We start from the raw sequence: 12,838 nt of genomic DNA on the forward strand, positions 1-12,838 counted from the left end.
CGTGCGGAAGGGATAGGTACGTACGTGAACGGTCCCCTCATCGTCCAGTCCGACAAGACCCTGCTCCTGGAGGTCGACCACGAGCAGGCAGACGCCTGTCGCCGGGTCATCGCGCCGTTCGCGGAGCTGGAGCGGGCGCCCGAGCACATCCACACCTACCGGGTGACGCCGCTCGGGCTGTGGAACGCGCGGGCCGCGGGTCACGACGCCGAACAGGTCGTCGACGCCCTCGTCGAGTTCAGCCGCTACCCGGTGCCGCACGCGCTGCTCGTCGACATCGCCGAGACGATGGACCGCTACGGCCGGCTCACGCTGAGCAAGCACCCGGCGCACGGACTCGTCCTGACCAGCACCGACCGGCCCGTGCTCGAAGAGGTGCTGCGGTCGAAGCGGATCGCGCCGCTGGTCGGCGCCCGGATCGACCCCGACACCGTGGCCGTGCACCCCTCCGAGCGCGGGCAGATCAAGCAGACGCTGCTGAAGCTGGGCTGGCCGGCCGAGGACCTCGCCGGGTACGTGGACGGTGAGGCGCACGCCATCGACCTGGCCGAGGACGGGTGGGCGCTGCGGCCCTACCAGAAGCAGGCCGTGGAGAACTTCTGGCACGGCGGGTCCGGGGTCGTGGTGCTGCCCTGCGGCGCCGGCAAGACGCTCGTCGGCGCCGGGGCCATGGCGCAGGCCAAGGCCACCACCCTCATCCTCGTCACCAACACCGTCTCCGCCCGGCAGTGGAAGCACGAGCTGGTGAAGCGGACCTCGCTGACCGAGGACGAGATCGGCGAGTACAGCGGGACGCGCAAGGAGATCCGGCCGGTCACCATCGCGACGTACCAGGTGCTGACGACGAAGCGGAAGGGCGTCTATCCGCACCTCGAACTCTTCGACTCCCGCGACTGGGGTCTGATCGTCTACGACGAGGTGCACCTGCTGCCCGCGCCGGTCTTCAAGTTCACCGCCGATCTGCAGGCGCGGCGGCGGCTGGGCCTGACCGCCACCCTGGTCCGTGAGGACGGGCGCGAGTCGGACGTCTTCTCGCTCATCGGACCCAAGCGGTTCGACGCTCCGTGGAAGGAGATCGAGGCGCAGGGATACATCGCGCCCGCGGACTGTGTGGAGGTACGGGTCAATCTGACCGACTCCGAGCGGCTCGCGTACGCCACCGCGGAGGCGGAGGAGAAGTACCGCTTCTGCGCGACGACCGCGACCAAGCGGAAGGTGACGGAGGCGCTGGTACGGAAGTTCGCCGGGCAGCAGATCCTGGTGATCGGCCAGTACATCGACCAGCTCGACGAGCTGGGCGAGCATCTGGACGCGCCGGTCATCAAGGGCGAGACGAGCAACGCGCAGCGCGAGAAACTGTTCGACGCGTTCCGTGAGGGCGAGATCAGCGTGCTCGTGGTGTCGAAGGTCGCCAACTTCTCCATCGACCTGCCGGAGGCGACCGTCGCCATCCAGGTGTCGGGCACCTTCGGCTCGCGCCAGGAGGAGGCCCAGCGGCTGGGACGGGTGCTACGTCCGAAGGCCGACGGCCACCAGGCCCACTTCTACTCGGTCGTCGCCCGCGACACCATCGACCAGGACTTCGCCGCCCACCGGCAGCGGTTCCTGGCGGAGCAGGGGTACGCCTACCGGATCCTGGACGCGGACGAGCTGCTGACCGACAGCTGAGCCAGCACCAGCAGCCCCAGCAGCGGGTACGGGGACGCCAGCGGCTGCTGCCACCAGGGGAGCCGGAGGTCCAGGTCGCCCTGGTGCGGGATCAGCCAGAGGGTGCGGGCCGTGAAGACCGCGGCGACGGCGGCGGCCGGACGGGGTCCGTGTCCGGCGTACAGCACGGCGATCAGCGGCACGCACCACACCCAGTGGTGCGACCAGCTGATGGGTGAGACGAGCAGGGCCGTGAACGCGGTGCCGAGCACACCCCAGCGGTCGGGGTGCGGACCGGCGGCCGGGGCGGACCGTCCGGCGTGCGGGACCGCCCGCCCGGCGTACGCGAGGGCGCGGTCCGGGGCGTACGTGGTCTTCGACGCGTAGGTGGTCCGTGACGCACAGGTGACCTCCGGCGCGTAGGCGACCTCCGGCGCGTACGTCGTCCCCGGCGCGTGCGTCGCCCTCGGCGCGGGGGTGGTCATGGAGACGTGCGAGGCCTCTGAGACGTGCGGGGCCTTCTCGGGGTGAAGGGCCTCCTCCGGGTACGGAGCCTCGTCCGGGTGCCGGGCCCGGGCCGCGTACGGGATCTTCCCAGCGGGCGGGCTCTTCGCCGCGGCGGCGAAGGCGGTGGTGGGGACGGCGGCGGGGACGGCGGCGGTGCGGGTGCAGGACAGCCAGAGGCCCGCACAGCCGACGACGGCGGCCGGCAGGGCCCAGGCCGGGCCTGGGGACGGCTCTCCCAGCGCGCGGGCGATCAGCCCCTGGAGCGACTGGTTGTCGACGATCCACGGCTTGCCGACGCGGCCGGTCTCATAGAGCCGTCGCGTCCAGAAGTCCACACTCGCCGCGGGCAGCACGAACGCGCCCAGCAGCACGGTCCCGGCGAAGGTGCCCGCGGCCGTGCCCGCCTCCCGCCGGCGGCCCGTGAACAGCAGGTACGCGATGAACGCGACGGGCGTCAGTTTTACGCCGGCCGCGATCCCGACCGCGACACCCTTACCGGGGGCGCCGGGCGGCCGGGTCAGGTCCCACAGGACCAGACAGACGAGGGCGAGATTGATCTGGCCGAAAAGAACGCTCTGGAAGACGGGTTCGAGCCACAGGGTGAGCGCGGTGGCGGCACAGACCGCGGGGAGCCGGGCGGCCAGGCCCGCGAGACGGCAGGAGAGCCGTACGAGCACGGCCAGCAGGACCGCGTTCCCGAGGACGAAGGCCACTTTCAGGGCGGGCGGAGCGAGCCAGGCGGCCGGTACGAACAGGAGCGCCGCGAAGGGCGGGTACGTGGCGGGCAGCCGCCACTCGGTGACGGTGAACCCGTAGAGATCCGTGCCGTGCGCGACGGCCGCGCCCTCGGCCCGGTAGACGAGCGCGTCGGCCATGGGAGCGCGCTGGCGGACGCACAGCGCGGCGAAGGCGGCGAGGGAGACGGCGAGCAGGGCTGCCGCGGCGGCGGTCGCGAGCGGGCGGCCGACGGCTCCGGTGGGTGAGCGAGTGATCACGTTCCGCTGAAGCACGGAGTGACCCTAGTGCCGTGGCACTTCGCTCCGGCGTACGGCTCACCGCGGTGGGCGGGGCGTACGACCGCGGCGGTGGCCGCGGCTCAGTGGTGCCGTACGCCCGCCTCCTCGCCGTACTCGCCGAGGACGACCACGTCGAGGGCCGCGCCCGCGAAGACCTTGACGGCGCGCAGGGCGTCGCCGAGGAGATGGCGGTGGTGGCCGGCGGAGAAGGCGGTCGCGCCGCGGGCGGCGGGACCGTGCTGGGCTGGACCTGGGGTGAAAGTGGCTGCGCTCATGTATCCATCATGGGAGCCTCCGCCCCATATGGCGTCGGTCCATGGACCGAACCTCGGTGCCCCCTCGTACACCCGCGGGCCTCCGCGTGTCCGTCTCACGACGGACGGCGACCCCTAGGGATCCGGGGTCCGCGACCCTGACACCCGCGGACCCGCACCGCCGCCGACGTGGAACCCGCGCCACTTCGGCACCACGAAAACCGGTTGGCCCGTGCTCGCCCCCTGACCTAGAATCTCCGCTCTTGCCCGCCTCCCTCGACGGAGTGCCGCCGCCCGGACGGAAACCGGCTTACCCCAGGAACATCCAGGATCCAGTCACGCCGCAGGTCTCCGGAGGCAACCCCGTGTCCACCCCGCCCGCCGACCCCCACGCCGACCACGCCGACCCCACCGACCGCGCTTACCATGGCCCGGACGCCCCGGACGACCCCCTGCTGCGCGAGCGGACCCACCTCGGAGAGTCCCGTGCGGCGCTGCGCGCGATGCGCGAGGACGTGGAGAACCTCGACATCCGCGACGTCACCGCGAACTGGGTCAACGCCGCGGTGCTCCAGCGCCAGATGGACGAGCGGATCAAGGCCCTGGCCGATCTCAGCCACACCCCGCTGTTCTTCGGCCGCCTCGACTATCTCCACGCGCCCGGCGCCGACAAGGCGGAAGGCGCGGAGGGCGAGCGCTTCTACATCGGGCGGCGGCATGTGCACGACGCCGAGGGCGACCCGATGGTCATCGACTGGCGTGCCCCGGTGTCGCAGCCGTTCTACCGGGCCTCGAAGAAGGACCCGATGGACGTCGGGCTGCGCCGCCGCTTCGGGTACACCGGCGGCGACCTCACGGCGTACGAGGACGAGCACCTCTCCGACCCCTCCGAGACCGCGGCCACCAGCAAGCTGCTCCAGCGGGAGATCGAGCGGCCGCGTGTCGGCCCGATGCGCGACATCGTGGCGACCATCCAGCCCGAGCAGGACGAGATCGTCCGCAGCGGGCTGAGCGGAAGCGTGTGCGTCCAAGGGGGACCCGGCACCGGGAAGACCGCCGTCGGCCTGCACCGCGTCGCCTATCTCCTCTACGCCCACCGGGAGCGGCTGGCCCGCACCGGCACCCTCGTCATCGGGCCGAACAAGTCGTTCCTGCACTACATCGAGCAGGTGCTGCCCGCCCTGGGCGAGCTGGAGGTCAAGCAGGCCACGGTCGACGACCTCGTCGCCCATGTGGAGGTGCGCGGGGCCGACACGTCCACCGCCGCCGTCATCAAGGGCGACGCACGGATGGCCGAGGTGCTGCGGCGCGCGGTCCGCGCGCACGTGACCCCGCCGGGCGAGCCGGTCGTCGTGGTGCGCGGCTCCCGGCGCTGGCGGGTACCGGCGTACGAACTGGAGGAGATCGTGAGGGAGTTGCTGGACCGCGACATCCGGTACGGCGCCGCCCGCGAGGCCCTTCCGCAACGGATCGCGCACGCCGTGCTGGTGCAGATGGAGCGGGCCGGGGAGGCGCCGGACGACCGGGTGCAGGACGCCGTCGCCCGTGACAGCGCGGTGAAGGCGGCGGTCAAGGCGATCTGGCCGCCCGTCGACCCGGCCCGGCTGGTCCTGCGGCTGCTCACCGACGCGGACTTCCTCGCCGTCCACGCCGAGGGGGTCCTCGACGAGGACGAGCGGAAGGAGATCCTCTGGGCGAAGCCGGCCCGGTCCGTGAAGACCGCCAAGTGGTCCCCCGCGGACACGGTGCTGATCGACGAGGCGACCGACCTCGTCCAGCGCACGCACTCCCTCGGACACGTGGTGCTCGACGAGGCGCAGGACCTCTCCCCGATGCAGTACCGCGCCGTGGGCCGCCGCTGTACGACGGGGTCGGCGACCGTGCTGGGCGACCTCGCGCAGGGCACCACCCCTTGGGCGACCCGGAGCTGGGGCGAGGCGCTCGCCCACCTCGGCAAGGAGGAGGCCGTCGTCGAGGAGCTGACGGCGGGCTTCCGCGTCCCCACCGACGTCATCACCTACGCCTCCCGGCTGCTGCCGCACATCGCGCCGGGGCTGACCCCGGTGGCGTCGGTCCGCGAGAACCCGGGCTTCTTCGACCTGCGGGCCACCGTGACGGATCCCGAAGTGGTCGAGGCCTGCCGGGAGTTGCTGGGTCAGGAGGGCTCGGTCGGGCTCATCGCCGCCGACGCCCGCGTGCCGGTGCTCGCCGAGGCGCTGGCCGCCGCCGGTCTGACGTATCTCGGTCCGGGCGAGGAGACGACCCCGGACACCCGGCTGACGCTCGTCCCCGCCTCCCTGGCCAAGGGCCTGGAGTACGACTACGTGGTCCTGGACGAGCCGCGGGCCGTGGTCGACGGCGAACCGGACGAGCGGACGGGGCTGCGCCGTCTGTACGTGGCGCTGACCCGCGCGGTCTCGGGGCTGATCGTGACCCACGCGGCGCCGCTGCCGCCCCAGCTGGGTTAGACCGGGGGCCTCGGGAACGGCAGACTCGGGAACGGCGGGGGCAGGTGTCCGGGGAGCCGTCGTCCCCGCCCGCGGCCCGGCCCGGGACCGGTCGCGCAGGCGGGCGCCGCGGGCCCCGGCGCGTCCGACGCCGGCCCGGAGAACCGGCCGCTACGCGTCCAGCGCCGCCCGCCACTGCCGTACCGCGTCCGCCGACACCGGCCCGGCCCAGCCACCGGGCCGGGCCGCGCCACCGATGTGGAAGGCGTCGACGCCCGCGGCGCGCAGCCGGGGCACATGGTCGAGGCGCAGGCCGCCGCCCACCATCACGCGCGGCTCGTAGCCGGGCTCGCCGCCACGGGCGGTCTCGACGAGGAGGGTGGGGAACCCGTCGTCCACGCCGTCCGGTGAACCCGCCGTCAGATAGGCGTCCAGGCCCGGCAGTTCGGCGAGCTGCTTGCGCAGCGAGTCGCGGTCGGCGGCCCGGTCGATGGCGCGGTGGAAGGTCCAGGGGCAGCCGTCCAGTTCGCCGACGATCCGCTCCACGGCGGACAGGTCGGGGCCGCCGTGCTCGTCGAGGAACCCGAGGACGAACTCGTCGGCCCCCGCGGTCCGCATCCCGCCCGCCGCGCGGACGAGCGCGTCGACGTCCCCGGCCGCGAAGCCGTCGGCCAGTCTGAGCATCACGCGCAGCGAGATGTCCACGGCGGCGCGGATCCCGGCGAAGGTCTCCACCGTCGGGGTGAGCCCGTCGGCGGCCATGTCGGTGACCAGCTCCAGCCGGTCCGCGCCTCCGTCCTGGGCGGCGACCGCGTCCTCCACGTCGAGGGCGATCACCTCCAGGACTGCACGCCTGCGCTCACTCATAGGACCTCTTCCCTCGGACGGCTACTACAGGTCTAGTCCAATCCCCAGCGTACGCCGGGAACAGCCACCGTCGCGAGAAGATCCCCCGAGGGCGTCCCCGCCGCACCCTGTGGTCCGCCGCCCCGGCGCGGGAGAATGCGCGCATGCCCGACCTCGACGCGCTGCGCGCCCGCTGGACCCATGCCCTGGAAGGGACCCGCCCGCCCGGCGGACCCGACCCGGCCCCGTACGCGGACAACCTCCTCGCCCGCTGGCGGGAGCCGCAGCGCCGGTACCACTCCGTCGCCCACCTCACGGCGGTCCTCGACCACGTCGATCTGCTGGAGAAGTACGCGGACGATCCGGACCTGGTGCGCCTGGCCGCCTGGTTCCACGACGCCGTCTACCATCCCGACCGCTCCGAGAACGAGGAACGCTCCGCCCGCCTCGCCGAACGCGCCCTCGCCGAACTGGGCTGCGACGCGTCGCGCACACGGGAGGTCGCCCGCCTCGTCCGACTCACCGTCACCCACGACCCCGCCCCCGACGACCGCGACGGCGCCGTCCTCTGCGACGCCGACCTCGCCGTCCTGGCCTCGCCGCCGGACGCCTACGCCGCCTACACCGCCGCCGTCCGCGAGGAGTACGCCTTCGTCCCGGACGAGGCCTTCCGCGCGGGCCGGGCGGCGGTGCTGCGCGAACTCCTGGACCTGCCACGGCTGTTCCGGACGCCGTACGGGCAGCGGGAGTGGGAGGAGCGGGCCCGGCACAACGTCGGGGACGAGCTGGGCCGGCTGGACCCGACCGTGCCCGGGGCCGGCGCATGACCGGCGCGCGCACCCGTATGCCCCTCGCCGTCCACATCCTCGCCCTCTCCGTCTTCGCCCTCGGGACCAGCGAGTTCATGCTCTCGGGGCTGCTGCCGCCGATAGCCGACGACATGGGCGTCACCATCCCGCGGGCGGGCCTGCTGATATCGGCGTTCGCCGTCGGGATGGTCGTCGGGGCGCCGCTGCTCGCCGTGGCCACCCTGCGGCTGCCCCGCCGCACCACCCTCGTCGCGCTCATCGCCGTCTTCGGTCTGGGACAGATCGCGGGGGCGCTCGCTCCGACGTACACCGTGCTCTTCGCCTCCCGCGTGGTGAGCGCGCTGGCCTGTGCGGGCTTCTGGGCGGTGGGCGCGGCGGTGGCGATCGCGATGGTCCCGCAGACCGCCCGGGCCCGCGCCCTCTCGGTGATGATCGGCGGGCTCTCCATCGCGAACGTCCTCGGCGTGCCGGCCGGCGCGTTCCTCGGGGAGCACCTGGGCTGGCGTTCCGCGTTCTGGGCCGTCGGCGCCGCCTCGGCGATCGCGCTGACCGGCGTCGTCACCCTGATCCCGCGCATCCCGCGGCCGGCCGAGAAACCGCGGCTGCGGCGCGAGGTGCTCATCTACCGCGATCCGCAGGTCTGGCTCGCCGTCACCGTCGTGATGCTCTCAGCGGGCGGTGTCTTCTGCGCGTTCAGCTATCTCGCGCCGCTGCTCACCGACGTCGCCGGGCTCGACGACGGCTGGGTGCCCGGCGTCCTGGCACTGTTCGGGGTCGGCGCGTTCATCGGTACGACGATCGGCGGCCGTATCGCCGACGCGCACCTGTTCGGGGTGCTCCTCACCGGTATCGCCGCCTCCGCCTCCGTCCTCGTCGCGCTCGCCCTGCTCGGGCAGTACGCGATCGCGGCCGTCGCCCTCTCCTTCCTGCTCGGTGTCTCCTGCTTCGGCACCGCCCCGGCGCTCAACGCCCGCCTGTTCAACCTCGCCGGTGCCGCCCCCACCCTGGCCGGCGCCACCGTCACGGCCGCCTTCAACCTCGGCAACGCCGGGGGCCCCTGGGTCGGCGGCGCGGTCATCGACGCGGGCCTCGGGTACGCGGGGACGGCCTGGGCGGGCGCCGCGATGACGGTGGCCGGGATGGCCGTGGCGGCGGTCTCGCTGCGCCTGCACCGGCGCGGCGGGCCCTCCCGCCTGGTGGCGGCCGGGAACCCGAACAATCCAGTACGCACACAGGCCTAGCGCACTTATCCTCACCCGCATGCGAGGTATGGGTGGGGACCAGGTGCAGGAAGCCGTCGCCGGGGCCGTGGCACTGCTGCGGACGGTGACCGGACGGGACTGGGACGCGGTCCGGGCGGGCCGTCTGGAGTGGAGCTGCCGCAGGACGGCGGAGCACATCGCGTCCGACCTCATCGCGTACGCGGGCCAGTTGGCGGGCCGCGCGACCGGGGCCTACCTGCCCTTCGAGATCGTCATGGACGACGGCACCGACGCGGCGGGTGTCGTCGACGTGATCGAGGCGACCGGCGCCCTGCTGGCCGCCGCCGTCCGTACGGCACCGCGCGAGCTGCGCGCCTTCCACCCGTACCCGTTCCGCGGTGCCGGCCGCGAGGGCTTCGCCGCGATGGGCGTCACCGAGGTGCTGGTGCACACCCACGACATCGCGCAGGGGCTGGGGGTCGCCTACGAGCCCCCGGCCGAGCTGTGCGAGGACGTCCTCGCCCGGATCTTCCCGCAGGTGCGGCCCGGCCAGGCCCCCTGGCCCACCCTGCTGTGGGCGACCGGCCGCGGCGAACTGCCGGACCGCGCCCCGCTCACCGAGTGGCGCTGGAGCAACAACCTGGTGATCGAGGCCGAGCGGCTCACCCTGCAGGGCGTCACGCCCGCGGCCGCCGCCGATCTGCTCATGGGCGGCACGGGCGGATTCCGGTGGATCGAGGGCGGACCCTTCGAGGGCACCCGGGACGCCGCCGGGATGATCGTGAAGGGGTACGAGGCGGGCGTGCACCGCCCTGAGTGGGGCATGTTCGTGCTCGTACGGACCGCGGACGGCCTGGCCGTCGGCGGCATGGGCTTCCACGGCGTACCCGACGAGGAGGGCCGCGCCGAGGTCGGCTACGACCTCGCGGAGAACGCCCGCGGCCACGGCTACGCGACCGAGGCGCTCGGCGCCCTCGCCGCCCGGTACCTCGCCCGCGACGACGCCAAGGTCCTCTTCGCGGTCATAGACCGGGACAACGCCGCCTCCCAACGGGTCGTCGCACGCGCCGGTTTCACCCGGGTGAGCGAGGACGCCGACCAGTACGCGTACGAACTGGCGGGCCCGCACCCGGCCCTGCGGGTCTACGCCCGCGAGGACTGACCCGCGCCCACGGGCGCGGCCCGTCCGCCCCCGTCGTCCGCCGCGCCCGCCGCGGCCGGCCCGCGCTCTTCCGGGCGACCGGGGCCGGCTCCGGTCGCCGGTCGCCGGTCGCCGGTCGCCGGTCGCCGGGAAACGTGGCACATCCTGGACCCGGCCCTCACCCGCCGGCGTGCTTGCGCCGGCGCAGCCCCGCGCCGTGCAGCAGCCGCACCACCTCGCGGCTGCCGACCTCCACCGCCCCGGCGCGCACGGCGTCCGCGTAACGGTGTGCCGGGACGTCGTAGTGGTCACGTTCGAAGGCGCGCGACGGGACGCCGAGGCCGGCCGCGAACCGGTGCAGTTCGTCGTACGACAGGTCGCTGATCAGGTGGGACCACAGGCGGCCGTGGCCGGGCCAAGTGGGCGGATCGATGTAGACGGTCACGAGGACGGGGTGTCGCCGGTGGCCGATCCGAGGGTGCCCACCGACGCGACCTTCACCCCGGCCTTGTGGCACACCCAGTGCGGGTCGGGGCCCAACTCGGGCTCCACGTCGAGCGCGTGCGGGTCCCCGGAGCCGCAGACCGGGCACAGCGGCCACCGCCCGTACCGCTCCAGGAGCGCGTCCTGCACGTCCTGGGCGACCAGTCCGGCGACATAGCCGAGACCCTCCGGCCACTGCTCGACCCACCAGCGGCGCTGCACCACCGAGTCCTCGACGAGCGAGACGACGTCCGCCTCGGCCACCTCCCCGGCGACCAGGTCGGCCAGGACGAGGGCACGAGCCGCGTGCAACGCCTGCTCCAAGGGGCTGATGGGATCACTGTGGGGGGGCATGCACCCATTGTGCGCACTCTTGACCGGATACCCCAGCAGAAAATATCTTTCAGAGGTGACTCAAGAAGTGAAGGAAATTTTCGCCGGTGAGGCGCCGCCCGCACCGGCCGCCCTCGCGGCCAAGGTGCGGACGCTGGCTCCGTCGATGACCCGTTCCATGCAGCGGGTCGCCGAGGCCGTCGCCGCGGACCCGGCCGGCTGCGCGTCCCTCACGGTCACCGGCCTGGCCGAGCTCACCGGCACCAGCGAGGCGACGGTCGTGCGCACCTCCCGCCTGCTGGGCTACCCCGGCTACCGCGATCTGCGCCTCGCGCTCGCGGGCCTCGCCGCCCAGCAGCAGTCGGGCCGCGCCCCCGCGGTCACCGCCGACATAGCGGTCGACGACCCGATCGCCGACGTCGTCGCCAAGCTCGCCTACGACGAGCAGCAGACCCTCGCCGACACCGCGGCCGGGCTCGACACGGTCCAGCTCGGCGCCGCCGTCACCGCGCTCGCCGCCGCCCGCCGCGTCGACATCTACGGGGTCGGCGCGTCCGGTCTCGTCGCCCAGGACCTCGCCCAGAAGCTCCTGCGCATCGGGCTGATAGCCCACCCGCACAGCGACCCGCACCTCGCCGTCACCAACGCGGTGCAGCTGCGCGCCAAGGACGTGGCCATCGCGATCACCCACTCCGGCTCCACCGGCGACGTCATCGAGCCGCTCCGGGTCGCCTTCGAGCGCGGGGCGACCACGATCGCGATCACCGGCCGCCCGGACGGGCCCGTGACGCAGTACGCGGACCACATCCTCACCACCTCCACGGCCCGCGAGAGCGAACTGCGCCCGGCGGCGATGTCCTCGCGCACCAGCCAGCTGCTGGTGGTCGACTGCCTGTTCGTGGGGGTCGCGCAGCGGACGTACGAGACGGCGGCGCCCGCGCTGGCCGCGTCCTACGAGGCGCTGGCCCACCGGCACACCCCCAGGAGGCGTGCGCGGTAGCGCGCCGCCGCAGAGGCCGGGAGAGGCCGGAGGCCGGAGGCCGTACCAGGACCCTGGACTGTCACGCCCGTCATGCCCCTCATGCCCGTCACGCCCGTCACGCCCACGCGACCGAGCCGCACCCGTCACACCCCAGCGCCCCGAAGGGCACACCCTTGTCACCCCGCACCGGAAAGAGCCGCTCCACATGACCTCCACCGCCGACGCCTCCTCCAACTACCGCGATCTGCGTGCCGAGCTGGAGACGCTGACCACCGAGGCGTTCCGCCCCGAACTCTCCGAGATCGACCGGCTGCCGACGCTGGAGATCGCGAAGCTCATGAACGCCGAGGACGCGACCGTGCCGGCGGCCGTCGCGGAGCGGCTCCCCCTCGTCGCCGCCGCGATCGACGACATCGCGGAGCGGATGTCCCGCGGCGGCAGGCTGATCTACGCGGGCGCGGGCACCGCGGGCCGCCTCGGAATCCTGGACGCCTCCGAGTGCCCGCCCACCTTCAACACCGACCCGTCCGAGGTCGTGGGCCTGATCGCGGGCGGTCCGGGCGCCATGGTCACCTCGGTCGAGGGCGCCGAGGATTCCAGGGAGCTGGCGGCGGCCGACCTGGAGGCGCTCTCCCTGACCCCCGACGACACGGTGGTCGGCATCTCCGCCTCCGGCCGCACCCCGTACGCCGTCGGCGCCGTGGAACACGCCCGCGCCCGCGGCGCGTTGACCATCGGCCTGTCCTGCAACGCGGACAGCGCCCTCGCGGCCGCCGCCGAGCACGGCATCGAGATCGTCGTCGGCCCCGAGCTGCTGACCGGCTCCACCCGCCTGAAGGCGGGCACGGCCCAGAAACTCGTCCTCAACATGTTCTCGACGATCACGATGATCCGGCTCGGCAAGACGTACGGGAACCTGATGGTCGACGTCCGCGCCTCGAACGAGAAGCTGCGCGCCCGCTCCCGGCGCATCGTCGCGCTGGCGACCGGCGCCTCGGACGAGGAGATCGAACAGGCCCTCACGGCCACCGACGGCGAGGTGAAGAACGCCATCCTCGCCCTCCTCGGCGGGGTGGACGGGCCCACCGCGGCCCGGCTCCTGGAGGAGAGCGACGGCCACTTGCGCGCGGCACTCGCGGCGGCACCCCGCTGAGCGGCACCTGGTGGGCCG

At 73.6% G+C, this 12,838-nt stretch carries 12 protein-coding genes; 7 read left to right on the plus strand and 5 right to left on the minus strand.

What is annotated here, in order from left to right:
- The first annotated feature begins 24 nt into the window (after nucleotides 1-24).
- A complete protein-coding gene (locus tag HEP85_RS18385) occupies nucleotides 25-1,668 on the plus strand; it encodes a DNA repair helicase XPB (protein ID WP_168528708.1) in 1,644 nt (547 codons plus the stop codon).
- On the opposite strand, the gene HEP85_RS18390 is transcribed toward HEP85_RS18385, so the two are convergent.
- Nucleotides 1,626-3,164 (minus strand): glycosyltransferase family 87 protein, encoded by a 1,539-nt coding sequence (locus HEP85_RS18390; RefSeq protein ID WP_248001982.1) that lies wholly within the window; start codon nucleotides 3,162-3,164, stop codon nucleotides 1,626-1,628. The two genes, HEP85_RS18385 and HEP85_RS18390, sit on opposite strands and share 43 nt — an antisense overlap.
- An 86-nt stretch (nucleotides 3,165-3,250) precedes the next feature.
- Entirely contained in the window at nucleotides 3,251-3,445 is a 195-nt protein-coding gene (locus HEP85_RS18395) for a hypothetical protein (RefSeq protein WP_168528709.1), read from the minus strand.
- Between the two features lie 482 nt (nucleotides 3,446-3,927).
- Here HEP85_RS18395 and HEP85_RS18400 point away from each other — a divergent pair, with 482 nt between their 5' ends.
- Nucleotides 3,928-5,892, plus strand: a complete 1,965-nt coding sequence (locus tag HEP85_RS18400) for an ATP-binding domain-containing protein (RefSeq protein ID WP_248002492.1) — start codon at nucleotides 3,928-3,930, stop codon at nucleotides 5,890-5,892.
- A 150-nt stretch (nucleotides 5,893-6,042) separates the two neighbouring features.
- Here HEP85_RS18400 and HEP85_RS18405 read toward each other — a convergent pair whose 3' ends face one another.
- Complete coding sequence (locus HEP85_RS18405) at nucleotides 6,043-6,738, minus strand: copper homeostasis protein CutC (RefSeq protein WP_168528710.1); 696 nt, start codon at nucleotides 6,736-6,738, stop codon at nucleotides 6,043-6,045.
- A gap of 143 nt (nucleotides 6,739-6,881) precedes the next feature.
- Between HEP85_RS18405 and HEP85_RS18410 the strand changes: the two genes are divergently transcribed.
- From HEP85_RS18410 to HEP85_RS18420, 3 genes are read left to right on the plus strand one after another with little or no spacing between them, the layout of a single operon-like run.
- Nucleotides 6,882-7,544, plus strand: coding sequence for a hypothetical protein (locus tag HEP85_RS18410; RefSeq protein WP_168528711.1), 663 nt, complete (start codon nucleotides 6,882-6,884; stop codon nucleotides 7,542-7,544).
- Nucleotides 7,545-7,561: 17 nt separating this feature from the next.
- A complete protein-coding gene (locus tag HEP85_RS18415) occupies nucleotides 7,562-8,767 on the plus strand; it encodes a Cmx/CmrA family chloramphenicol efflux MFS transporter (protein ID WP_168533766.1) in 1,206 nt (401 codons plus the stop codon).
- A gap of 19 nt (nucleotides 8,768-8,786) precedes the next feature.
- Entirely contained in the window at nucleotides 8,787-9,890 is a 1,104-nt protein-coding gene (locus tag HEP85_RS18420; protein ID WP_248001983.1) for a GNAT family N-acetyltransferase, read from the plus strand.
- 157 nt (nucleotides 9,891-10,047) lie between these two features.
- On the opposite strand, the gene HEP85_RS18425 is transcribed toward HEP85_RS18420, so the two are convergent.
- Both HEP85_RS18425 and HEP85_RS18430 read right to left on the minus strand, forming a co-directional pair.
- Complete coding sequence (locus HEP85_RS18425; protein ID WP_329288580.1) at nucleotides 10,048-10,314, minus strand: DUF4031 domain-containing protein; 267 nt, start codon at nucleotides 10,312-10,314, stop codon at nucleotides 10,048-10,050.
- Nucleotides 10,311-10,706, minus strand: coding sequence for a hypothetical protein (locus HEP85_RS18430; protein WP_168528712.1), 396 nt, complete (start codon nucleotides 10,704-10,706; stop codon nucleotides 10,311-10,313). The genes HEP85_RS18425 and HEP85_RS18430 overlap by 4 nt, the downstream gene beginning before the upstream one ends.
- A gap of 55 nt (nucleotides 10,707-10,761) precedes the next feature.
- Between HEP85_RS18430 and HEP85_RS18435 the strand changes: the two genes are divergently transcribed.
- A complete protein-coding gene (locus HEP85_RS18435) occupies nucleotides 10,762-11,685 on the plus strand; it encodes a MurR/RpiR family transcriptional regulator (protein WP_168528713.1) in 924 nt (307 codons plus the stop codon).
- 187 nt (nucleotides 11,686-11,872) lie between these two features.
- Nucleotides 11,873-12,820 (plus strand): N-acetylmuramic acid 6-phosphate etherase, encoded by a 948-nt coding sequence (gene murQ / locus HEP85_RS18440; RefSeq protein WP_168528714.1) that lies wholly within the window; start codon nucleotides 11,873-11,875, stop codon nucleotides 12,818-12,820.
- Nucleotides 12,821-12,838 lie beyond the last annotated feature (18 nt).

It is taken from the genome of Streptomyces sp. RPA4-2, assembly GCF_012273515.2.
In the GTDB taxonomy this organism is placed as follows: Bacteria; Actinomycetota; Actinomycetes; order Streptomycetales; family Streptomycetaceae; genus Streptomyces; species Streptomyces kaempferi.

Coding starts and splice junctions, on each gene's coding strand:
- HEP85_RS18410 (WP_168528711.1), top strand. CDS start 6,882: ATGCCCGACCTCGACGCGCTGCGCGCCCGCTGGACCCATGCCCTGGAA.
- HEP85_RS18400 (WP_248002492.1), top strand. CDS start 3,928: ATGCGCGAGGACGTGGAGAACCTCGACATCCGCGACGTCACCGCGAAC.
- murQ (WP_168528714.1), top strand. CDS start 11,873: ATGACCTCCACCGCCGACGCCTCCTCCAACTACCGCGATCTGCGTGCC.
- HEP85_RS18415 (WP_168533766.1), top strand. CDS start 7,562: ATGCCCCTCGCCGTCCACATCCTCGCCCTCTCCGTCTTCGCCCTCGGG.
- HEP85_RS18420 (WP_248001983.1), top strand. CDS start 8,787: ATGCGAGGTATGGGTGGGGACCAGGTGCAGGAAGCCGTCGCCGGGGCC.
- HEP85_RS18405 (WP_168528710.1), bottom strand. CDS start 6,738: ATGAGTGAGCGCAGGCGTGCAGTCCTGGAGGTGATCGCCCTCGACGTG.
- HEP85_RS18430 (WP_168528712.1), bottom strand. CDS start 10,706: ATGCCCCCCCACAGTGATCCCATCAGCCCCTTGGAGCAGGCGTTGCAC.
- HEP85_RS18395 (WP_168528709.1), bottom strand. CDS start 3,445: ATGAGCGCAGCCACTTTCACCCCAGGTCCAGCCCAGCACGGTCCCGCC.